Below are 24,844 nucleotides of genomic sequence, written 5' to 3'. Positions count from 1 at the left end.
GGATAGTTTGACTGCTATCCCCCTCTTTTTTATTTAATATTTTAAAGTTGTCTTAACTTCGGCTGAATTACCCCAATAAGTTTTTAGCAATCAGATACTCGGCAATTTGGATGGCGTTGGTTGCTGCTCCCTTTCTAAGATTATCTGAAACAATCCACATATTTAAGGTATTGGGCTGTGATTCATCCCTGCGGATACGGCCGACAAAAACCTCATCTTTGTTTTGCTGATATAACGGCATAGGGTAGATATTCTGGCTGATATTGTCCATCACAACAACACCCGGCATTTCGTTCAACATTCGGCGGACTTCGTCAATGCTTCCATAATCGCGTTCAAACTCCACATTGACCGATTCGGAATGACCCCCTAAAACGGGCACACGAACTGCTGTTGCTGTTACCTGAATACTGTAATCATTCAGAATTTTGCGGGTTTCATTGACTAGTTTCATTTCTTCTTTTGTATAGCCGTTTTCGGTAAACACATCGCAATGCGGAAGACAATTTAGGTCAATATTGTAAGGGTAAACCTTTTCCTCCTCAATTCCGCTGCGCTCATTTTTCAGTTGAACAACTGCCTCTTTACCCGTTCCGGTTACTGCCTGATAAGTACTGACTACAATGCGTTTGATTTTAAATGCCTGATGGAGCGGGCTGAGCGCCATCACCATTTGAATAGTGGAACAATTGGGATTTGCAATTATTTTATCTTCACGGGTCAGCACTTCTCCATTTACTTCGGGCACCACCAACTTAATGTTCTCGTGCATTCGCCATGCTGATGAATTGTCAATCACCGTTGTTCCAATCTCTGCAAAACGCGGTGCCATATTAAGTGATACCCCTGCACCGGCAGAAAACAATGCTACTTCGGGTTTGTTAAACAATCCGTCTTCCATACTCACTACCGCAGCTTCTTTACCGTTAAACACCACTTTATTCCCTACAGAAGCCTCCGAAGCAATGGGAATAATTTGCGTTACCGGAAAATTGCGTTCCTGCAAAACCTTTAGCATCACTTTACCCACTAACCCCGTTGCACCAACAACTGCTACTTTCATTTTTAAAAATACTTGTTTGAAGTTTTAATAAAATTAAAAATTTTACCTTTTTGCAATCATTTATTTGACTGTTTCCGGATTTGAAGGCGCAAAGGTAACATAATTGACACTAAAAAAAGCATAGATGTTTCCAACATAATGCGCTGTTGAAAAACCGGCTTTGGCATTCTTTTATAGATTTGAAAGAAAGTAAAATTCATTGCTCGGGCTCAATCATTGTCCGATTCGTACCATTTAAGTTCAGATTCGGTAAAAGGTTCGATTCCCCTTTTTTCTGCCGATTCTAAAAGTGCCTCGGGATTTATAGGCCATCTTAAAGGAGCCATTTTTGGAGCAACCGTCGCAAGAAATCTGCCATCGGGTGAAAATCTAATCTGTTGTAGTTTTTGCGAAGGCAAGGCAGCTTTCAGGTTGACAATGGGTTGCCCTTTTTTGTTCCACAAAGAAGCGGTTCCGGATTGGGCTGCTATTGCCAAATACCCGCCATCGGGTGAAAATGCTGCGTCAAACAACTCTCCGCTAAAAGGGGCAAAAATAGTCTCAGGTGTAGCTTTGGCAGATTGATTCAAGTTCCAGAGAATTGCCTTTTCGTTTTTTGAAGTAGTGAGAAGCTGAAGCCCGTTTGGTGAAAAGCGAACAGAGTTCACTGTTTTACCATGACCGTCAAGCGTGGCAATATGTTCTCCGGCAAAGTTCCAGACTTTGGCAGTATGGTCAAATGATGCAGTAGCAAAATACTTGTTGTTTGCTGAAAATGTGGCATCGGTCAGCCAATCTGTATGTGCATTTACATTAGCCAAGCGCTTGCCATTTTGATCCCAGATTTGAACATTTCCGTTTTTATCGGCAGTAACAAAATGAGCTTCGTCCGGCGAAAACCACACGTTAAAACCTTTGGCAGAATTTCCGGATAATGTAACGAGTTGTTCGTTTTTAAGATTGTTGATGATGGTTTCGTAATCTTTTTGAGTTGCGGTAGCCAGTCTATTTGGTGGGTAAAAGGCATAGGCAATGGTATTCACGGGAACCTGAACATCTTCGGACAGGTTGCCTTGCCAGTTCCAAACTTTGACATTATAATTGGGTCCAACGGTAATGATATGTTCCCCATCGGGCGAGAAATAGGTGGTTAGTTCTTTATTTTGAGGTAGTGGTAGTATTTGACCCGATTTCCAATTCCATAACCGCGCTGTGCCATCTTCAGCAGTTGTTAAAATGTATAGACCGTCTTCAGAAAACGTTGCCCGATATAAGGGTGCAGAATGTCCCCGCAGAACTACTTTCGCTGTCCAGCTGGCATCCCAAATGATCGCAGTTTTGTCGGCAGATGCAGTAACCATGTATTTTCCGTCAGAAGAAAAAGCAACCTTTCTAACCGATGCAGAATGTCCGTAAAGCGTAGTCAGATATTTACCGGTTATTTCATAAATATCAATTGCACCATAGACCGTACTTGAGGCAAATATATTGCGCGATTTAGATAGTGCAATATCGGTATAAGTATCATTCTTTTGTGAAATAGTGTAGATTGGTTTAGCGGCATTGTTGAGGTCGAAAACTGCAATTTGAAAGCCGTCGGAAGTAATGAGATAGTTTCCTTCGGGAGAAAATCGTGCAATAGTCAAAAGTTCCATTTTGTTTCCCGGAACTAATGAATTGATTTCTTCTCCATTCCAGTTCCAAAGCTTAACAGTGCCATCCCAACCTGCTGTTGCAATCGTATTACCATCGGCAGAAACATCAAGATCATAAACAGGAGCACGGTGTCCTTTAAGTGAAACCAAAATATTGCCACTATGGTCATAAATAAGTGCACTAAAATCCTGTGATGTGGTAAAAGGATAACGGCCGGTAGGAGTAAAACCTACTGAATAAATTGTGGACTTGTGGGCAGACAACTCTGAAACCACTCTGTTTGTATTTTTGATAAGGATAGCTTTTTGGCCGGCATCAGCAATCAGGTATTGCCCATCCTGTGAGAAAGCCGCATTGTAAACTGTTTGAGAAAAGGAATGCACCGTTTGGTAAAAAGGGGTGGTGTAAAAAGCTCCTTCCAACTCAAACACATCTGAGAAATAGGCTTTGAGAAGTGCTTCGTGTGCATTGTGATTCGGATAAAGTTTCCATGATTGCGCTGCAATTCTAAAGCTTTCTGTTGGATTGTTCAGCCGGTAGAGGGTTTCCAGAGCATCAGAATTAAGATGTTCGGCCCTGTTCATTGTTCTTAGACGTAGTAACTCCGAATCCTCCTGAATTTTACTGCTGCTTGTACAGGCATTAACGAAAAGTATAAGCAACAAGAAAGATTGATGTTTTAAACAACGCCGGCATTGAAGAATAGCCAAAAAATTTAAGTGCGGGAAATGAACAGGGCAAATGATTTTGAACATATCAAACAACCGGATCAGTTGATTAAGGTTTTTAGATAGCATAAAGTACAACTTTTGTTGATGAAGACTGTTAGTTTAGCTATTCAAGGGGGTTTGTTGTATGCAAGGTACAACAGTTTGTACAATATTGACTAATTGGTGTAGAAGTTTCATAGATGAATGATTGGTATTTTTGTATTAAAATTAAAGCTAATCAACTTGAATTAAATCTCGTTAACTTGTAATTATTTCAGCAGTTTAGAGAGAGCAACAAGCGGAAAGCAGCTATACGGAATAATATTATTCAAGTTATTTTGTAGATTTGTAATTTACAAGAAATGAAGGAGGGGTATTATACCATAGGGCTATTCAAATACGTTTAAACTATGAATGGTTTTTATGGTCTATCATTACCAAAACACAATAAGAAATACTAATTTTATACCCCTAATGTTTTACATCAAAAAAAGAGAAAAGACACAATGAATTTTTATATTCTTCTAATCGCAGGATGGCTGTCCTTTTTAAACACTCCATCTGCTTCAAGGCTTAGTGATATTAATGAACAAAAAGATGAGCAAGATAGTCAATTAGTTTGCGATTTATCTAACGGCACTTTTCAAGCTGGCGAAAAAGCAACTTTCAACGTTTATTACAACTGGACTGCCGTTTGGATGAATGCCGGAAAGGCTACCTTTGAAATTAAGTCGGAAAATTTATATGGAAAACCGGTCTATCACATCATTAGCGAAGGTAAAACCCATCGCACTTTTGACTGGTTTTACAAAGTAAGGGACAGATATGAAACATATATGGACCCGGCTACTCTTAAACCGTTAAAGTTTGTTCGGGATGTAAATGAAGGGGGATTTACCATCAATCACCTCTATAGTTTTGACCACAAGAAAAAAGAGGCCTTTATTCATTATCACAAACGCAAAGGCAAAACCCAACTCGAAAACAAAACGGTTTCCATCACCAACTGCACCCAAGACCTGCTTTCAGCAGTTTATGCCGCCCGTTGTATTGATTACAGCAATATGAACAAAGGCGATGTGTTTAATGTGGAGTTGTTTTTAGACGGGGCCATCTATCCGGTTCATGCCCGCTATTTGGGTAAAGAAACGCTTAAAACCGAATTCGGTAAGTTTCGTTGCGTAAAATTTGCCCCTTTGTTGTTGGAAGGAGATGTGTTTAAAGGAGGTGAAATGATGACGGTTTGGGTAACAGACGATGCCAACAGGTTGCCTTTGTATGTTGAGTCACCTTTGAGTGTGGGCTATGTAAAGGTCTATCTTACCGATTTTAGCGGGCTTCGCAATCCGATGGATGCCAAGGTAAAATAACGCATACTAAGAAACTGGAAACCACGAATAATTTTGAAACCTTTAAAATACACCACTTATTTCCATTTATCTGAAAGACTCGTTCCAAAAGATTAATGGATGAGCGGTGAATTTTGTATTTTTACCCTCTCAAATATTGAGAGTTAAATACAAACCAATATGTTACAAGAGAAGCCAGCAATTGCAATAGGTGCCGATCATGCCGGATTTGAATACAAAGAAGCCATTCTCAACCACCTGAAACAACAAGGGTATTTGGTTGAAGATATGGGTACTTATAGTGCTGATTCAGTAGATTATCCTGATTTTTCACACCCTGTTGCCGAAGCGGTGGAAAAAGGAACCGCTGATTTGGGCATCTTGATTTGTGGCAGTGCGAATGGTGTTGCTATGGCTGCCAACAAACATGCCGGAGTTCGGGCGGCAATATGTTGGCAATTAGAGATTGCAAGGCTTGCCCGAACCCATAACGATGCCAACATTATCTGTCTTCCTGCCCGTTTTGTCGCTCTGCCTTATGCCATCCAAATGACCGAATTATTTTTACAAACCTCTTTTGAGGGAGGGCGGCATCAACAACGGGTGAACAAAATAGCTTGCCGGTGAAAATGAAAACTGATAGTAATTTCTTATTGTAAAAACAGACAATACACAAATATGCTTAAAAGCGGATGCCTCAAAAGAAGCATCCGCTTTTGTTTTAACTAAAACTTCTATGGTTGAAATTTCCGAAAACTATCTGACTATCAGCTTTTCAACAATTTGAGTATGTTCAGATTGCAATTGCAGGTAGTATAATCCAGCCGGGAAATCGGTCAGATGAAGCGGTAAATTTGTATTGCCTGAAGAATTAAAATGCCTGGTGAGTATCAACTGACCATTGGTGTTGAAAACAGATGCAGTCAACTCTGAATGAGCGAATGTTTCATTTAATAACAGGGTAAATTGACCATTGCTTGCCGGATTGGGATAGATATTAACGAATTCAGACTTGATAGTTGGGTCTATTCCTGTGCAGTCTTCAACAGTAATCAATACTTCTGCCGAAGAAGTACACCCACTTGCATTGGTAACCACAACAACATAATTGGTGGTTTCATTGGGACTTGCAAAAGGAGCGTTGGTGGTAGCACTGCTCAGCCCTGTTACCGGTATCCATGAAAATGAGCTTGCTCCGCCAGACACCATTGCAACCAACTGTGTGCTTTCTCCCTGACAAATTGTATTGTCCCAGGCATTGATGGTCAATTCCGGGGCACTATTTACATTTATGGTGAAAGCCGCAGTAGAAATACAACCGGCATCAGAGGTGATTTCTACCAGATAAGTAGTAGTTTGGTCAACTGTTGCTGTTGGAGACGGGCTATTGGGATTGTCCAATCCTGAAGAAGGAGACCAAACATAAGAACTTGCGCCAAAAGTGGTGGAAAGTTGTACAGATTGATTAGGGCAAACAGGGGCTGTGGGACCAATAATAGTTGCCGGCAGCATATTTTCAGCAATCGTGATAGTTTGGGAAAAGCCGCAACCATTGCCATCGGTCATACTAAATTCATAAGTTCCCGGAGCTAACCCTGTTAAAGAAACTCCGCCCGGGCTTCCGGTAATGGGCATATTGTTCCAGTAATAGGTCAGTGGGAAAGTGGCTGAGCCATCTACTAAGATATTAACTGACCCATTATCAGCACCAAAACATGCGTCCTGAATGGCAGTTTCAAGGGGAATTTCACTGAAATTTTCAACAGTGGCAGTTGTTTCGTATTCACAACCATTAGCATCGGTAACCCAAACGGTATAATCACCTGCGGGCAGATTTTCTGCTTGTTGATAAGGACATTCTGCTGAATCGTTCCATAAGTAGGTAAAGGGAGGGCTACCGCCGATTATCATTACCTCGGCAGAACCTGAATTGCTGCCGGCACATGATTTTTGAACGACCACATCCAACTGAGGAGCCAAAGGATCTTCTATGTTTATTTCTCTGACAATCCTGCACCCTATAAAATTGGTAACCGTAACCAGATATGTTCCGGCACCAACTCCGGAAATGAGGTCAGTTGTATCTCCGTTTGTCCATTCATAGGTAAGAGGGCCGGCTGTAGCGGTCGGTATGATTTGCGCGCTTCCATCCGAACCGCCCGGACAAAGCGGATTGACAGCTATTGCTTCACTGATAAATGATTCGGGTTGGTTAACCACTACAAAAGTATCCATGATGCAACCGTTGGGGTGTGTGATGGTAACCTCATAGACCCCTGCGGTGAGGTTGATTGCGGTATGGGTTTGCTGACCATCTTCCCATAAAAACAAACAGCCGCTGAACACACAATTGCAACCAGAACTTGCAACAGTTGCAGTTCCGTTATTAGCGCCATAGCAGGTAACATCGGTTGAGGTTGTGGATAAAAAATAACCTCCCGTAACACAAGGGTCTTCTGTTTGTGCCTGAATGGAAACAGATGAAACTAACAGTAAAAACAGGGTTATGATAAGACAACAAGCAGAGAAAAAGCAGGTGTATAAAGTTTTCATTGTTTAAGCGGATTGATTTAAACTATAAAGTTAGGCAAACATTTAAAAAGTGCAAAAAACAAGCCAATATTTATTGAGTTTGTGGTTTTGTTGCGAAAAATAACAGCTTTTTTTTTGAGATTAGGTTAATAAATTCTCCGTTGTTTCCAAAATCGAAGCAAGATAAATCCAAACAACATACCCCCTAAATGTGCATAATGCGCCACATTATCGCCCGGGCTGTTTCTCATGCCTAAAAACAGTTCTGCTAATCCAAGAATAATCACTAAATATTTGGCTTTGATGGGAATCAGGAAATAAACATAGAGCAATTGATTGGGGAACATGATGCCATAGGCCATCAACAATCCATAGACGGCTCCCGATGCCCCTACTGCCACGCGAAGATTAAGGAAATATTCTTTATAGTCGTGGATAAACCGAACCATATCATTGAGCAGGAGTTTGTTGTCGGGGGCATTGGCAAACTTTGAAAAGTTTTCTTCAAAACCAAGGTATTGTTTATAGATGTCATAATTAAAACCTTCGCTGACCACAAAGCGGTGGTTTTGGGTTAAATTGAGTAAGGAGTCGCTACCGGGATTATTGAGAAAAGCATTCATCAGGTTGATATCGGGGAGCAATTCAAAATATGAAGTAAGGGAGTAAAGAAAGGCTGCGCCGAGCCCGGTCAGGAGGTAAAAAGTCAAAAAACGTTTACCCCCCCAGATATTTTCCAATACCGAACCAAACATCCAAAGGGTGAACATATTAAACAGTAAATGTCCGAAATTACCATGGACAAACATGGTTGTAATAAACTGCCAGGGTCTGAACTCTGAGGCATTCCAAACATGAAGTCCGAGTAAGCGCGACACATCAATGCCTAAACCACTTTGAAGAGCAGGTACGGCCAACATGACCAAGACATTGATGATGAGCAGGTTTTTCACCACTTCGGGCATCACACTGAAGCCACCGGGTTGCTGGAATTGTTGCATAGGAAATTTAGGTATATAAGTTGAGATTTGTGCTTTTAAACCGGAATACTGCTTCCGGTGAACATTGTTACACTAACTCTTTTTTCGCTCAAATTGTTTTTCGACCTCTTCGAGTGAATACCTCACTAAGGTAGGTTTTCCGTTGGGAGTAAAATAGGGCATTTCGCAGGCAAATAACTGGTCAACTAACATTTGAAGTTGTTCGAAGGGCAATTTCTCCCCTTTTTTAATTGAATTGCTTCGCGCCATCGTAAAAGCCAGTACATCTCGGTTGCCGGTTTTCAGGTCTGACAAATGAAGTTTAAACTGTTCGAGCAGTTGTTCGATAATTTGTTGTTCTTTTCCTGCCTGTCGGGTATCGGAAGGGATGCCCCGCAACACAAAGTTATGAGGGCCAAAAGCCGCAATATCATAGCCAAGTGTGTTAATGTCGGGCAGAATTTGCTTTAACAATTCAGCATCAGGTCTTGAAAGGTCAATATTTTGAGGAAACAATAACTGTTGAGTATGGTTTGGTTTTTCTTTTGACAAGGCTTTTTGATAGCGTTCGTACAAGATACGTTCGGAGGCCGCTTGTTGGTCTATCAGGATAAACCCCGATTTTATGGAACTAAGCACGTAGGTATTGTGAAGTTGAACAGGCGCTACCTGTTCGTGCAATTCCTGGTTAGCATGGTCGGTTCCGGGTAAAATGATGCTTTGCTGAGAGTTCTGCTGCTGATTGCCGTTTTCGGGCAGCAGTGAAATATTTTCATTTTGTTCTGTGTCAATAGTATGGGTACGATATAGTTCTTCCCAATTGGCAGGGATGTTTTTTTTGTTATGCTGATAGCCGGGCACCTCTTTTTTTTCAGTGTTTTTATAGCCGTTATCTGTTCTTAAATTGTTTTTTAACGCTCTTTCGGGGTTTTCGTTTGTTTGCAGATTAAAAATAGCCGGATTGATTTCATTTTCAAAATCCAGCGTTGGGGAAATATTATTCATCCCCAAAGCTCGTGAAACTGTAGTTTTGACAAAAGTATAAACGACCTGTTCGTTGTCGAATTTAATTTCCTGTTTGGTAGGATGCACATTGACATCAATCCTGTTGGGCTCTATGTCAATAAAAATAAGGTAAAAAGGGTAAGTTTGATCGGGCAATAATTTTTCGTAGGCAGACATCACCGCATGGTTAAGGTAGCTGCTTTTAATAAACCTTTCATTCACAAAAAAGAATTGTTCACCCCGGGTTTTCCGCGCAAAATCGGGTTTGCCGATAAACCCGTAAATGCGGATAAAATCGGCTTCGAGTTCAAGGGCAACTAACCTTTCGTTAAAATTTGGTCCAAAAAGCGAAACTACCCGCTTGCGAAGATTCTCAGGAAGAAGATGGTAAATCTCGGTTCCGTTGTGAAACAAGGAAAATCCGATTTTTGGATTGGCAAGCGCTACCCGCTGAAATTCATCCAGGATATATTTATATTCTATGGAATCTGATTTTAGAAAATTGCGCCGTGCAGGTACATTAAAAAACAGGTTTTTCACCGCAATAGAAGTGCCTTCTGTAAATTGGCAAGGTTCGTGGATTTTAAGATCAGAAGCTTCGATATAAACCAAGGTTCCTAAATCGGCTCCGCGCTGTTTTGTCTTTAGCTCAACCTGTGCTACGGCAGCAATAGAAGCCATCGCCTCTCCTCTAAATCCCATGGTTCGGATGGCAAACAAATCGGAAGCGTTTTTAATTTTAGAGGTCGCATGTCGTTCAAAACAAAGGCGGGCATCTGTTTCTGACATGCCAATTCCATTATCTGTTACCTGAATGAGCTTTTTACCTGCCTCTTTTAAAATGAGCTGGATTTGGCTTGCTCCGGCATCAATGGCGTTTTCGAGCAACTCTTTAACCACTGACGCAGGACGTTGTACTACCTCGCCTGCAGCAATCTGATTGGCGACCGAATCAGGTAAAAGTCTGATAATATCTGACATAATTTTAAGTGAAAAGTGAAAAACTAAAAGCGAAAAACCTGAAGGGGTTGAATATGAATAACCGTAGGTGAAACCAATAAAAAAACGGTTACAAACTTCGGGATTTGGCAATGAATACCACCGCAAATAGCAGTAAAAAAGGAACGGCTACCGATAAGCTCAGCTTTTCAAACAGGGTGAGCAGCCCGATAGTAAGGAGTCCCACAAGCATCAGAATGCGTAAAAACTGCGCTTGACGATTGAATGCGAACCGCTCAAAGGTGTTGGATACATGGTTTCCGGTAAAAGCCCCTGCCAAACGGCTTTTGTTGCGTTGTTTAAAAAATGCACCTCGCTCCAATCTGATTTCATCTGCCGCCTCATCCGTAAGTTCTTTATCGGTTTTGGGGTCGTAGTATCGTGGAATGTAGTTGAACTGTTTGTGTTGGGGTAGTTTGAAAAAACTGGACCTCCAGATAGATTTGCTCATGTTTTAGGGTTTTAATAGGTTAAAAAAGGAAAAGGATTAAGTCGGCAAAGATTTAGATGTTTTATTCAATGAGCCGGATATGGTTTTATGAAGTTGATAGTTACCGATGAAAACTATCTGCAAAACTAATAAAATTTGATGGCTTAAAAGATAACAAGAGAAAGAAACAGACAGTTTAACGGCCACGCCTGTCAAAGAGGTTAAGAAATTGTTCAACTTGTTAAATGTCATTTATATATTGGCTACCTTTGCGAGGGTTGTTGTGGCTTTGAAACTTAAACGCACCACTTTTTCAACTCATAGAAACTATGCAGAAAGCCATACATGCAGTTTAAACGATACTATACCCTCCTGATTGTTGGCATAACCGCTTACATACTCGCTACCTTGTGTGTCATTTATGAGGTAACTCCATTTATTATTACAGAGTTGGAGTTGAATATCATGGTTGCGACGACGGCAATTACCCATCTTTTGTTTTACAACATCAATTCGTGGAACAAGTATTTGTTTAATGTTCATCGTTTGTTCACGCGCATTATCATATTTGGCGTTACCATTATTATAATTTCAGCCATAGTTGCCTGGGCGGAGTTGGAAATGTTATTGTCGCCTGCGGGTATGCGAGGGGTGAAGATGTTGATTTTGTATGGGGTGATGAGTTACTTTTTGTATGCCCTCACTATGATGCGCAAGCTGATGTTTGTGCGGCGCAGTATCAGGGCAGAACGCCAATGGCAGGCCTTTTTTATAATTTTGCTGATAAGTGCCATAGCCGGGCTGCCCTGGAGCTTTTTGACCGGTTTAATCAGAACAACCGTTTATTTCATAGCCTTTATAGCCGCTATCAGTTTGCTTAACCGCATTAAATGGGTAGCAGAACTTACCCGTCGCGATAAATGGGTGATTGTTTTTTACCTGCTTATTGCCAACCTGATTCATTTAGCCGCCTTTCAGATTGTCTATAACACAGAAGGGTTGGAATATGTCATCAAACTACCCATCTATCATAACCTGTTCGGAACCATATTGATTGGTGCGGTTTCGGCCTATTGTCTTTTTGCCTTATTATCTTTGCTGTTTACGCTGCCGGTATCCTCAGTAATCGAAGAGCAAATGGCCGAAATCAACAGGTTTCAGGAAATCGGACTTGCGCTTCAACGCCGCGAAAGCAGCATAGATATGTATCATCGCTTGTTTGAAGTCTGTTTGAAAAACACCTCGGCAAATGCGGGCTGGCTGTTGATGCGTCCCTTAAAAAGTGATGAAACCTGCCATTTTGTAGATATTTCGAGCGAGCAGATCTGGCGTATTAATCTTTGGATGAATTTTAAGGATATGGTCAAATCAGAACCTGCAAAAGGTTATCATTATTTTCCTGATTTAGACAAATATGACATTTTCTCTGAAAAAGAAACCCCCTACAAATCATTGCTGGTTTTGCCTGTATTTACCAAACCTAATTACTGCGAAGGAGTTATTTGTCTGACAAAAGGATTTGCCGAAGGATTTGATGAACATACCATTAAAGGTTGCCTGAGTTTTATCAATCAAGCCAAATTGGCTTTGGAAAATTCAGAACTGACCAAAGAAACCATCCGGTCGGCACGGTTTAAAGAAGAACTGGAAATTGCCACCAATGTACAACAGGCCTTATTGCCCAAAACATTTCCGGATTCGGAGTATTTGGATATCGCCGTTTTTAACGAACCTGCCAAAGAAATCGGAGGAGATTATTATGATTACGCGCAATCAAATGACCGGCATATCTCCGTCATTATGGCGGATGTTTCAGGAAAAGGGGCTTCTGCCGCTTTTCACATGGCACAAATGAAAGGCATCTTTCAATCCCTGATGCAACTCAATTTATCCGCCTCCGATTTTATGCTGATGTCCAATCGGTCTGTTTCCCGATGTCTTGAAAAAAACCAGTTTATAACAGCCGTATATGTCCTTTTTGACTTAGAGTCCAATCAGCTCACTTATGCCAGAGCAGGCCATAACCCTATGTTGTATTACCATGCCGGTGAAAAACAGGCAGATTATATTGAAGGTGAAGGATTGGGACTCGGCATTATCAGAAACCGAAGCTATTCGAGATTTATCGGAGTAACCAATATACAACTTCAGCAGGGTGATGTCCTCGTGCTTTATACTGACGGGCTGGTTGAGGGTAGAAAAACAGAAAGTGCCGAAGAACAATACGGATACGAAAATCTTAAAAACTGTGTCATCAGCAATGCTCATCTCCCTGCAAAAGACATTACCGAGGCCATCTATAAAGACTATGCTGCATTTACAATCAACAGCGACTACCGCGATGACACCTCTATTATGGTCATCAAAATAAACCGGCTGAACGATTCCTGGGAGTCTGATGAAAACACAGAAATTGAAGACAATTTGAGCACGTCCAGATTTTTGCCGGAAATGGATGATTACCGTCATTTCTGATTTCTGTTTTCAAAAAAAAGGTGGTTAGTTGTCGGAGTTCTATTCCCTTCTGTCTTTCTGTTTTATGCTAATATACCAACTGTATAACCAAAATATGTGTGTGAAACATGAAATAGTAAGGGACATTCCCTCCATCTTCCCCCATGCCAACACACAGCCACCACTCATCATATAAATTTACAACGTCTCAGGCAGATGGGCAATTGGCAATTGCCAATTGGCAATTAACAATTAACAATGGCTATTCATATTAACTCTTTCAGGTTTTTCACTTTTCACTTTTAGTTTTTCACTTTTCACTACCTAACCACCGCCACCTTCCCCCGCGCCAACACACTGCCCGATTGCTCGGCCTCATAGAGATACATCCCAACCGGAAGATGGGCCACCGAAATGGTTTTGTTTGTTTCGCCTGCGGCAAGGGTGGTTTGCAAGGCGGTTTGTCCGGTGAGGGTGTGTAGTTTTATTTCCAAATCTCCTGCCCCGTTCACCCCTAAATCCCCTGAAGGGGACTTTGAAACCTGTTGAAAGGTGAGGGTGTTTGTGGCGGGGTTGGGAGTAAACCTGTAAGGATTTTTCGCCCTTTGGGGGTAATCCTACCGTGCCGCCCCCGCCTTCGGTATCTATCTGTGCCTGTACTAAGGAAGTGTCTGAACAGACGATAGCGGTGAGGGTGGTGGTATAAGTGCCGGAAGCCGGGTATTGATGGGTCAGGATATTGCCGGAGCAAGGGTCGTAGCCTTGCCCACAGAGGTAAGGCGGGCTGCCGTCGCCCCAATCCCAACGGTAGTAGCCTCCGTCTATGCTGTCGGGATAGACGTAGAGGGTTTGGTTGGTAAACTGTATTTCGTTGCTGCCCAAAGGCTCGTAGGCAAAAGCCGCTTCCGGCTCGGTGATTAACCCCATGCAGTTGAGTTTGAGTAACCAAGCCGAGGCATGACCAACCGGAGCACCGGGTATGATGGTATCCTGCCTCCCGGCTACCAAAAAACCGCCATCAGGTGTAAGGGCAAGGTCGTAGGCATAGTCGTGCCAACTGCCGCCGTAGGTGCGCCGCCATTTTAAGCCCCCATCTACGCCCGATAATTTGATGATCTGCATTTGAGCATACTCACCCAAGGGGTCGTTACAACCACTTGTAATAATATCGCCATTTTCTAATTCGTTGACTGTTGCTGGTCCGCAATTGTAAAGAATATGGTCAATATACCAAACTATGTCAAAGCTATCGTTGAATTTGATGATAGTGCCTTTGTAATAGGCATCGACAAACCCGTTAGTGAGTGCACCTGCTATATAGCCTCCGTTTATACTCCTAATCATTCTACCGCTCACATCTTTGCCGTCTTCGTCCCAATAAGTAGGTCCAAAGTTGTAGACAGTATCCCAAAGCATTTCACCGGTAGCATCGCTTATCTTGGCAACTAACATATCGCTGTTAAATGCATTGTAGCCAACGGTACCATATACATAATAGGCTGCCTCATTAGGTACGGGTACAATATCGGTTAGCCAGTTGAGCAACGGGTAGTTGTCGTAAACCTGCTCCCATATCACATTGCCTAGACTGTCTATTTTTATGGCGTAAGGTTGCCAAGCAGCAGTTGTAGTGTCAACGGCTATACCCACTATAATAAAATCGCTATTATTATTCATAGTGATTGCTCGTCCACTTGGTTTAAGCGTTTCAGTGCCCACCATGACTAAACTCTCTGTTTCAGTTAAAGTATTGTACTGAAGTAATATAGGCTGCTGTATTTCAACAGGTGTGGGGGTATATTGATAACCTGTGCAATAATAGCCCCATTCTGATTGCTTTATGCTTTGAAATACAAAATTACCATTCAAATTTTGATAGTCCTTATTATCTATCACATTGCCTTGAAAGTCAAACTTTGTGATATACCCTTGCCACAAAAAATCAGGATAGTTACCATGACTTCCAATTAAAATATAGTGATCTGGCTCAACTATTATGCCTTTGCCTTCTTGAACATCACTGTATTTTATGAGTTGAACCCAATATTTGTTTTGTGCCGAAGCTAAGGTAAAAAATATGATGGTTGAAATAAGCAATAAAAAGTATTTCATTGTTTTTGTTTTAGTATTTATAACAATAACATAGATGGCTACTAAAAACAGCCATCTATGTTGAAAAACAAAGGATTACTTAATAATTACAATTTTACCATATATTATTTCGTTATTCGGGAGCATAACACGGTAGAAATACATACCTTTGCTCCATTTATCGGTAGCAAATTGCAAGGTTCCGTTACCGCTAATGTGTTGAGTACTTATTTCTACTCCCTGAACGTTGAAAAAACTAATGGAAGCTTTTTCTTGTTCGGGTAACCGGTAGTCAATACTTATCTGGTTACTTACTGGATTAGGATAGGGGTTACCCACCTTGGTCTGCCCTATGGCATTGGCGGCAGCACCACCTTTAAAATTGATTAGCACATTTTGGAACAGACTGGAGTCGATTAGGTCGGCAATAGGGGGCAGGTCTATAGGATACTCCTCGCCTCGCAGCAGATACAAAAGGGTGCGAGCTTCGGTGGCGGTTTGGGTGGTGGTGGCAGCTATTTGGCGTATAGTATCTTCTTCGGCTGTTGTTATTTGGAACAGGTCGCGATCGCTAAGTCGCCATTTTGTGTATATTTGGTAGAGTTGAATAAACCGTTGTTCTTCTTCTCTTGCGTCGGGCAGGTTGACAAGTATGTTGTTTGCGGCTTCAAAATTGCCTTTTATGAGGTAGTGATTTAGTAACAGCCTGTCGCCAAAATAGGTATCTAGGTCTTCCAATAGTCCTTCGGCAGCTAAGGTATCGTTTTGGTCATATACGTAGTAATATACCTTTTTCATTGCCTCGTAGTTTTTGATACCCTCATCGCTAAGGTTGCGAATTTCTTCGTCTTCCATTATCATTTCGCTGCCTATGATGCCGCATAAAATATCGCGAGGAGGTAATGGTACAAAAGGAGGTATACATTCTACCGGTGTTACCTCACCTACAGTTACAGTAGGTACAAAACCAGGGGCATTTCGGTACCAGTAAATAAAGTTATTGGGTACCGGATATGGCGTAGCTACAATATGCCAACCTAATGTGCCTAAAAACTGCCCAAAGAAATTGTCGGCAGGTTGAGGAGCTATTGGGTTGCAATTACCTTGGTCGCTCAAAATACCATTTTCATTGGGATAAAGGAAAAACGAAGAGGTGTAGTTGAGGGCATACATTGCAACGGCGTAAATGTTGAAATCGTTACATACCACTTGCACATGTCTGTTATTGCCATAGGCAAACACGCCCACAATATTGGCGTTAAAACTGTTGTTGCTCACCAGCATGGGGTCGGTATCGTTGCTCAATAAAACAACGCCGGCCTGCACAAAATTGATGGTGTTGCTAAGCACTTGCGCGTTAGAACCCTGAATAAATATACCGATATTATTTGCGTCTGTTAAGCCGCCGGAGGGTGGTATATAGGTACTATTAATTGTATTTTGCACAATACGAGCTTGGGTTCGGGAGAGCTGCATGTTTATATTGCAGTTGTTCAACTCGTTGTGGGTGATGTTGATGTCTTGAATCATGTACTGGCTGGTATAGGTGTAGTTCAAGATAGAGATACCCACAGAGCAATTGTCAAATTGGTTGTGGTCAATATCTGTTCTTTCCGTACCGGCAATTCTGATGCCATAGTTGAGGTTGTCAAACCGGTTGCCGGATATATTCAGCCGCTCGTTTATAGGTGGAAAGTAGGATAATATATGAATACCGGCTTCGGTACGTTGAATAAGATCGGGGTCATTAAAGGGGTAAGCCAAACTGCCGGTAGAGGTAAATTGAGATGATTGAATGAATCCTTCACAGAATTCAGAGGGTATTACATTGCAGGTTCCTTTAAACCCAAGGCATCAATACGCCTTCCAGGCAGTTAATAAACTGTGCATCGCTGATTTGGAGCATACCGCCCGAAAAGTCCATTGCCTCTGGATCTGATATGATGCCGACGTAAAGGAGGGATGTTTACCATAGAAGGTACAAACAACATATCCGCCGGCACGATGGGATTGGCAGTGAGTGAGGTAATTTGGTTGGCTAATTCATTTACGTCCATGAATGGCAGTTTGGTATTGGTTACGCCGAATATGGCATCATAAATATGCACATTTCGGGTATTGAGTATGCCATAGTTGTAGGGAAAGCTGCCTGGTAGAAATATCCGGTGTGTTTGAGTGCCTTCTACTTGTATGCCTTGCCACATACTGCCGCAGGAGCCAAATAAGCGCGTAGGGTTTTCGACAGTTCCTATTAAATTTAAGATAGCTCCTCTTTGCACCAGTATTCTTCGGTCGGGCGCGAAATGAATGTTCATTTGGCTAATTGTCAGAGCTACACCCGCAGGAATGATGAGGTCAACATTCAGGTATAAATCGTCTCCGGAAGGCAACCCATAACCGGTAATAAAAGGGTTGCTGGTAGCTGTCCATACACCTGATGTAGCTATATAAGCCGGGCGGTAGTCGGTATCTTCGTTATTTTGAATACCGGGGCTATCGGGGTTTACTAAAAACTCCTGCGGCGATATACAAATGCAGGGGTCGTCTGTTACTTCTACCAGGATACTAATTTGAACAGAATCAGGACATTCTGTTCCATCGTAATAAACATATAGTGTTACGATATAAGTGCCATCTTCTGTGAGAATTAGTTCAAACTGCTCGCAGTCTTCAATGGGGTCCTAGTTAAAAATATCTTCTATGGTAGCGCCGGGTTCTAAAACTCCCCAAATTATATCATCGGCAACATTGACAATGTACTCGGGTATAGTAAAAATAATTGTGTCATTGATACAATAAGGAGCTTCAGAGTTTATGAAAATAGAAAAATCTTCCAATTCCTCACTAAATTGAACATTGATACAAACGGTATCGCTTTCTCCACCAAAAGTATCAGGTGTGCCGTCTAATGGAAAATCGGTCCATGCTCTAACCAACATAACATAATCTCCGGAAAGCGAAAAATAGCAATCTAAATTAACGGGAACTGGGTATGGGGGTTGAGGTGGAGTAACACCGCCACCCCAAAAATGCCAGCAGCCGTCAATGCCAAGATTAGAGAAATCACAAGCGGTATTTGGAACAATAAACTGTGGACATATAAGAAACTCTAGAAGATGGTCGTTTCCTATTGTAGCAGTTTCTGCCAGGGAATTAGTTGTAAAAAACCCATCTCCATGTAAATCCAAGTTAAAGGACAATCTTCATTTATGAGTATGTCCTCATTATCGATCAGTTAAAATAACTGTTAATTCCGGAATTTCATCCGGAAGACAACTATTAGCAGAAAGGCTATTCACCCCCCCCATTAAAAATTAAACTAATGCAAACAATCGCTAAAAAGCGAAAAAACGGAGTTTTGTTTTTGTTCATAAAAAATAATGTTTTGGTTTAAAATTCTTCATCATCTTAAGTTTATCTTTCTCTCAGGAAAGAGTTTATCTGGTGCCTTACTTATATTATTCCTTTTCACAGAAAAAAATCAGCTTAAAATCGCACTTTTTTTCATTTTTTTTGAAAAAAAGTTTTTTTAGCATCAAATGCCTGCTTTTCTTAACGAAAAATAGTTTAAATGGGTTGCCTGAAACTGTTTAAACATAAAATGTTTCCGAAACATCCTATGTTTTTGCTAATTGTCTGAATTTGTCAATCCTTATAGGTTTGCCAAACCTATAAGGATTTTAAACACTACCACCTTTCAGGTTTTTCACTTTTAGTTTTTCACTTTTCACTTTTAGTTTTTCACTTTTCACTACCTAACCACCGCCACCTTCCCCCGCGCCAACACACTGCCCGATTGCTCGGCCTCATAGAGATACATCCCAACCGGAAGATGGGCCACCGAAATGGTTTTGTTTGTTTCGCCTGCGGCAAGGGTGGTTTGCAAGGCGGTTTGTCCGGTGAGGGTGTGTAGTTTTATTTCCAAATCTCCTGCCCCGTTCACCCCTAAATCCCCTGAAGGGGACTTTGAAACCTGTTGAAAGGTGAGGGTGTTTGTGGCGGGGTTGGGGTAAACCTGTAAGGATTTTTCGCCCTTTAGTGGGTCGGGGGGTGGCATGTCAGGGGGTAATCCTACCGTGCCGCCCCCGCCTTCGGTATCTATCTGTGCCTGTACTAAGGAAGTGTCTGAACAGACGATAGCGGTGAGGGTGGTGGTATAAGTGCCGGAAGCCGGGTATTGATGGGTCAGGATATTGCCGGAGCAGAGGTCGTAGCCTTGCCCGCAGAGGTAAGGCGGGCTGCCGTCGCCCCAATCCCAACGATAGTAGCCGCCGTCTATGCTGTCGGGGTAAGCGTAGAGGGTTTGGTTGGTAAACTGTATTTCGTTGCTGCCCAAAGGCTCGTAGGCAAAAGCTGCCTCCGGCTCGGTGAGCAGACCCATGCAGTTGGTTTTAACGATATACAGATTGGCTTGGCCAATACCCGCCGGAAAATCGTAGTACTCTGTACGCCCACAGGCAATAAAATCTCCGTCGGGGGTGCCTATCAAATCATAAAAGTAGTTGTCAAAGCCTGCGTAGTCATATAATCTTTTCCATAAAAGATTGCCGTTGGCATCGGTTCTGGCCAATATTGCTTTTACATTATTACTCGCAGAAGTTGGAAATTGCAAGCCTGCAAATACAAAACCTTCATCAGTAGCTTGGATGACGCGAGCAGCCTGAAACCCATCAAAGTCGGTATTATAAAAAGTATCCCATTCTATATTTCGGCTTGTATCGAGTTTTATTAGTATTGTTTTTCGAGGTTTTATAGGAAATGCTAAATAGTTTTGGTGAACAGAACTTACTAATAGCCCTTCTCCTGAACAAACCAAAATACTGCCTCCCCATTCGGCAACTGCTTCTTCTCCAAAAAGATTGTAGTCATAAATTTCATGCCAGAGTTCATTGCCCTGCTCGTCAATTTTCATTAATAGTATGTCGCCTATAAAGCCCGTAGCAGTGGTACTGCCAATAAGATAGTAGCCACCATCGGGGTCGGGTTGTATATCCCTTATCCAACTGTTATAGGGATTTCCATAGTTGTAGTAAATAGTATCCCATTGTTTATGGCCTGTGCTGTCTGTTTTAATTAAATATGGGTGAGAATAATCGGTCGGTGCTGTGAATCCATATTGACCTCCTAACAAATATCCATTATCAGATGTTTTACACACAGATTGACAATTATTCTGAAACTCATAACTCCCTATTTCGCTAACTTTTAATAGATTAAAGTTTAAATCAAGTAGCATATAATACACATTTGGATTGGGGCTAGCTATCCATCCCCCCAAAAAATATTCGCTGCCATTATAATCAAAATCTAAAATGGAACTGGGGTAGTTACTCGGATGAATATATTCGTGTACACTCAAAATTTGTCCTTCTTTATTCATCTCTAATAAAAAAGGACGGAAATCCTCTGCGAACAGGCTGTCGTCTTTTGTATTGCCGCCAATTACGTAGTTTCCGGCATTGTTTATTAGAATAGACCAACCGTTTGAGTTGTTATTGTCGTCCCAGTTGTATGATATTTCAAAATATTTACTTTGAGCGATGCCAATACAGCTCATAAATAGCAGCAAAACACAAAGCAAGTTTATATTTTTCATGACCGATAGATTTTAGTGTATCATGATAACCACAGATAAAGCGGATGCAGTTACCGCTACATCTATGGTTACAAATGTGAGTTTAGAATTTATTTTACAATTACTAATTTTTGGTGCGACAGTATTTTACCGCTACCGGCTATAATCTGGCAAAAATAAATGCCGGCTTGAAAAGCATTAACAGATATGCTTTCTGTGCCTGCCCCTTGTAATGTGGTTTGATATACCAGTTTGCCCGATACATTATAAAAATACAATTGCACTTGTGCTTGAGGGCTTTGCGCTTGGTTGTCTAAATTGTAGGTAACCGTTACTTGGTTTTGGGCAGGGTTGGGTTGTAGCAGCACTGTCCTGTTATTGTCGGGCTTACCGTTTTTAAAAGCAGTCTGCCAGTTCAGTTCGGGCAGCGTTACTTCAAATTCTAGCCCTCGTGCTAAATACAACATCGTTTGGGCTTTAAAAGCCGTTTGGCTGCGGCTGTCGGCTATTTGTAGCAAGGCACTTTCTTCTTCGGGTGTAATTTCAAAAAAAGTCCGCTGTTCTTGCTCTAAACGGTAAAGCAAATCATAAAAATAGTGGTAGCTGATGTCTTCCTCCCGATCTAAGGGTAATAACTGGAGCAATTGGTTTACAATGGGCAGGTTTTTTTGTTGCAATTCATATTGCAGCAAATAGCGTTGGGCAACAGGCGTATTCAGTTCCTGCAAAAATGCCAATAAATTAGCCGTATCTTTTGCCATGCCGTATTCTTTAGCCCATGCGCAGGTCATCAAATCGCGCAAATGTATATCAGTCAGGTTTTTAACATCGCCGGAGGGTATCATAGGGCTGATACTTCCGCAATATGTAGAGTTTAAAAAGGGAGAAACGGCTCCACAAGACTGATACACCCCCGGCGACATGCTAAAGTTAGGGTCGGTCCATGGGAGTTGATCGTCGAAATCGCGGTAGAAAAACTGGCTGGTATTTATGGGAAATAAATAAACATCGTCTAATATGGCCCCTGTGGCGGGCGGTGTAAAAACATTGGCTGCGGGTTGTACAAAAGGTGTAGGCACACAATTTCCCTGGTCTGCCAAATCGCCAATTTGGGCAGCAACAGCCCAAGGCACGGAAGCAATAGCATAATAGTTGTAGTTTACTAAGTTGTTGCATTGTATTTGAGTAATCAGATTGCTGCCTACGCTCATAATGGCTCCGTTTGTATTTTGTATGTTATTGCCAAACACCCGCCCGCCGGCTAAATCGTCGTCCGTAACGGCAACGCCAATAGTTGTATTGCTGATATTATTGTTGGCAATGGTAAAGGTAGAACCTAAAGAAAACACACCCATACTTACTGTTCCCTGCCCATTACTGATATTGTTTCGCCTGATTGTTGCATTGCTGCCTTGTGTTTGTATCGCGGTGCCACAGTTTATAAAAGTATTATCGGTTATGGTGCAGTTAGGAAATGCAGTGTTGGTAAAATTTCGTGAAGATATGCCTACCAAACAGTTATTGAATATACAAGGTGTTGTGGTTACAGTTTCGGGTATCATGGTTAAATTTTGTGTGCCGTTGGTTCGGGTGCCAAATTTCATATTCTGAAAACTGCAGCCTTCAATTAACATCGTTTGGTTAAAAACGGCAAAAATACCTGCTTCGCCGCGCGAAAAACCAGTAAAGGGAAATCTCAATCCCGTGCCCGTGGTGGTAAATAAGCAGTTTTCATACACATCATTATTGCTGGGTGTCCAACTGTTGTTTATTCCCATAAAACAATCAACAAAGCGTACATTGTGCAATTGCAATTGGGCATTTGCGGTGTTTATAACACCCGGTGTCCATAAGTTAGTAAAAACAAGATTTACTATGCCTGTAAGCGCATTAAAATCGGGTATCGAAGCAAGGCTGTTGTTAATAGTGGTAAAGTTTAAAATGGGGTATTGAAAAGTACAAATACCCGTTACAGCGTGTTCAATAATATTTGTTGAACCATCATTGGGAGTAGTAATTCTGCCGAAATTTCCACTGCTGTTTCCATAAGCTTGTATTCCTTGCCACATTTGGTTGCAGGTGCCGGTTAAATGGCAGTTTTGAAGCGAAAGCGTTGCACCCGGTTGTACCACAATTCGGGCAGAAGGCCCGAATTCAATATTCATGCCACTTATAACTATGTTTACCCCGGTAGGTATAGTAAGCGTACCGCCAAATAACAGTGGTGTAGTAGCTGTATTGGAGTTGTTTAGCTGATTGCTGCCGTTTGTCCACAATGTGGGTGCGCTGTTTGTTGCCGTATAATCCAAACTGCCACCGAAGCCCTGATAATAAGGTATTACAGTTATAATGGCGTTTTTAACTACAGTTCCGGTAATTCCGTTAATTGTGGAGATGGGCACTTGAGTTCCATCAGGTGCGATAAAAAAATCAGGAAAATATCTGGTTAATTTATATTGTGTGGGGACATCCGGCGCAACAGCAATCGAAGTTTGATTATCGAAACTAAATAAGGCCGTCCAGGTATTACCGCCGTCTGTTGATTCAGACCAACGATAGCGCATGTTCAACAAATCTGTATTCGCACAGAGCGAAGGGTCGCCAATAGTAACAGATGTTTCGTTGCAGGTCATATTAACGGTTTGGTTGCTGATAAAAATATCGGGTATCATCTCGAAGTGGTCTATTTGAATGTAATAGCCCCCTTCGGGTGAGATGTCTCTTCTTATGTAACAGTATAAGGCATTGTGGGTAGGAGTATTGCCGGTTGTTACAGCTGCAATTATCTGTTTCCAAGCAAATTCAGGGTTCGCACCGCCAAAATGATTATCTGATAGTAATGATACGCTTCCAGTAAGAGGCAATTGTGATAATACTTGACTACTGGAAACACAGGGTAAATTCTCCCAATTATAGGTGGCTATTTCTAAGTGAGTAGGTTCTAAATCATATTCAGCTATTAAAGGTAGAGGGGCGGCACCAGTAGTTATGTTTATGTTGTTAACACTACGCCGAACATAACTCAATAAATAATTTGTATTGGGTTGAATATTTGCTACTAAAAATGGTACTTCAGATCTTGGATACACCCAAATTGTTAAAAAAGGAATTATAGGGTCTGGATAAGAAAACGAATCATTGCCGCCAAAAACACCAATAGAACCTGTCATATCGTCGTCTGGGTTAAGAGGGCTGTTTTCGAAGTAGTCGCATGTGCCGGCAGACTGTCCCCATCCAAAAATGGGGAAATCGCAGGCATAAAATATACCCGCAATTCCGGTTGGCAAAGGTGTCGAAGAGTAGATGCATGGCTGCCTCTGAATTGTATTGTTGCAAATAACATTACAGCCAAGAAAATCTATACAAATTCCGGCAGGCTCACAAGGAGGCATTATCAAAGAGCCGACGGCAAACTCTTGTGCAAAAAGGTTATTCACCCCCCCCCATTAAAAATTAAACTAATGCAAACAATCGCTAAAAAGCGAAAAAACGAGTTTTGGTTTTTGTTCATAAAAAATAAATGTTTTGGTTAAAAATCTGCATCATCTTAAGTTTATCTTTCTCTCAGGAAAGAGTTTATCTGGTGCATTACTTATATTATTCCTTTTCACAGAAAAAAATCAGTTTAAAATCGCACTTTTTTTCATTTTTTTTGAAAAAAAGTTTTTTTTAGCATCAAATGCCTGCTTTTCTTAACGAAAAATAATTTATCTGGGTTGCCTCACTTTGTTTAAACATAAAATGTTTCCGAAACATCCTATGTTTTTGCTGATTGTCTGAATTTGTCAATCCATATAGGTTTGGCAAAACTTTGAGGTTTTTAAAAAAGCTACCTTACAGGGTTTTCTTGCAACTGACAATTGACAATTGGCAATTAACCATTGACAATTAACATACGGTTATTCACATTCAACCCTTTCAGGTTTTTCACTTTTAGCTTTTCACTTTTCACTTTTAGTTTTTCACTTTTCACTTTTAGTTTTTCACTTTTCACTACCTAACCACCGTCACCTCCCCAGTA

At 41.4% G+C, this 24,844-nt stretch carries 14 protein-coding genes and 1 pseudogene; 3 read left to right on the top strand and 12 right to left on the bottom strand.

The window, feature by feature from the left end; translation table 11 throughout:
- Positions 1 to 67: 67 nt before the first annotated feature.
- Together IPM47_06695 and IPM47_06690 are read right to left on the bottom strand one after the other, a co-directional pair.
- Positions 68 to 1,063, bottom strand: a complete 996-nt coding sequence (locus tag IPM47_06695; GenBank protein ID QQS30614.1) for an aspartate-semialdehyde dehydrogenase — start codon at positions 1,061 to 1,063, stop codon at positions 68 to 70.
- Between the two features lie 209 nt (positions 1,064 to 1,272).
- Entirely contained in the window at positions 1,273 to 3,282 is a 2,010-nt protein-coding gene (locus tag IPM47_06690) for a WD40 repeat domain-containing protein (GenBank protein QQS30613.1), read from the bottom strand.
- 632 nt (positions 3,283 to 3,914) lie between these two features.
- Here IPM47_06690 and IPM47_06685 point away from each other — a divergent pair.
- Entirely contained in the window at positions 3,915 to 4,778 is an 864-nt protein-coding gene (locus IPM47_06685) for a DUF3108 domain-containing protein (protein QQS30612.1), read from the top strand.
- A 159-nt stretch (positions 4,779 to 4,937) separates the two neighbouring features.
- A complete protein-coding gene (gene rpiB, locus IPM47_06680; protein QQS30611.1) occupies positions 4,938 to 5,384 on the top strand; it encodes a ribose 5-phosphate isomerase B in 447 nt (148 codons plus the stop codon).
- 129 nt (positions 5,385 to 5,513) lie between these two features.
- On the opposite strand, the gene IPM47_06675 is transcribed toward rpiB, so the two are convergent.
- From IPM47_06675 to IPM47_06660, 4 genes are all read right to left on the bottom strand, one after another.
- Complete coding sequence (locus tag IPM47_06675) at positions 5,514 to 7,310, bottom strand: T9SS type A sorting domain-containing protein (GenBank protein ID QQS30610.1); 1,797 nt, start codon at positions 7,308 to 7,310, stop codon at positions 5,514 to 5,516.
- 125 nt (positions 7,311 to 7,435) lie between these two features.
- Positions 7,436 to 8,059, bottom strand: coding sequence for a rhomboid family intramembrane serine protease (locus tag IPM47_06670; GenBank protein QQS31407.1), 624 nt, complete (start codon positions 8,057 to 8,059; stop codon positions 7,436 to 7,438).
- Between the two features lie 303 nt (positions 8,060 to 8,362).
- Entirely contained in the window at positions 8,363 to 10,255 is a 1,893-nt protein-coding gene (gene mutL, locus IPM47_06665; protein QQS30609.1) for a DNA mismatch repair endonuclease MutL, read from the bottom strand.
- 88 nt (positions 10,256 to 10,343) lie between these two features.
- On the bottom strand, positions 10,344 to 10,724 hold the full coding sequence (locus tag IPM47_06660) for a hypothetical protein (GenBank protein ID QQS30608.1): 381 nt from the start codon (positions 10,722 to 10,724) through the stop codon (positions 10,344 to 10,346).
- Positions 10,725 to 11,048: 324 nt separating this feature from the next.
- Between IPM47_06660 and IPM47_06655 the strand changes: the two genes are divergently transcribed.
- Positions 11,049 to 13,178, top strand: a complete 2,130-nt coding sequence (locus tag IPM47_06655; protein ID QQS30607.1) for a PP2C family protein-serine/threonine phosphatase — start codon at positions 11,049 to 11,051, stop codon at positions 13,176 to 13,178.
- A gap of 299 nt (positions 13,179 to 13,477) precedes the next feature.
- On the opposite strand, the pseudogene IPM47_06650 reads toward IPM47_06655, so the two are convergent.
- From IPM47_06650 to IPM47_06625, 6 genes and pseudogenes are all read right to left on the bottom strand, one after another.
- Positions 13,478 to 13,738: pseudogene (locus IPM47_06650) on the bottom strand (T9SS type A sorting domain-containing protein).
- A 1,606-nt stretch (positions 13,739 to 15,344) separates the two neighbouring features.
- Positions 15,345 to 17,012, bottom strand: a complete 1,668-nt coding sequence (locus tag IPM47_06645; protein ID QQS30606.1) for a T9SS type A sorting domain-containing protein — start codon at positions 17,010 to 17,012, stop codon at positions 15,345 to 15,347.
- Positions 17,013 to 17,122: 110 nt separating this feature from the next.
- Positions 17,123 to 17,638, bottom strand: coding sequence for a hypothetical protein (locus IPM47_06640; protein QQS30605.1), 516 nt, complete (start codon positions 17,636 to 17,638; stop codon positions 17,123 to 17,125).
- Between the two features lie 291 nt (positions 17,639 to 17,929).
- Positions 17,930 to 18,436 (bottom strand): hypothetical protein, encoded by a 507-nt coding sequence (locus IPM47_06635; protein QQS30604.1) that lies wholly within the window; start codon positions 18,434 to 18,436, stop codon positions 17,930 to 17,932.
- A 563-nt stretch (positions 18,437 to 18,999) separates the two neighbouring features.
- On the bottom strand, positions 19,000 to 20,844 hold the full coding sequence (locus IPM47_06630; protein ID QQS30603.1) for a T9SS type A sorting domain-containing protein: 1,845 nt from the start codon (positions 20,842 to 20,844) through the stop codon (positions 19,000 to 19,002).
- An 89-nt stretch (positions 20,845 to 20,933) separates the two neighbouring features.
- The gene (locus IPM47_06625) at positions 20,934 to 24,260 is read right to left on the bottom strand and encodes a T9SS type A sorting domain-containing protein (GenBank protein ID QQS30602.1); all 3,327 of its coding nucleotides are present in this window, start codon (positions 24,258 to 24,260) and stop codon (positions 20,934 to 20,936) included.
- Between the last annotated feature and the right edge of the window lie 584 nt (positions 24,261 to 24,844).

The sequence above is a fragment of the Sphingobacteriales bacterium genome (assembly GCA_016700115.1).
Taxonomy (GTDB): Bacteria; Bacteroidota; Bacteroidia; order Chitinophagales; family UBA2359; genus UBA2359.
Note: the sequence above shows the minus strand (reverse complement) of the source record. Positions and strands in the feature narration are given on the sequence as shown.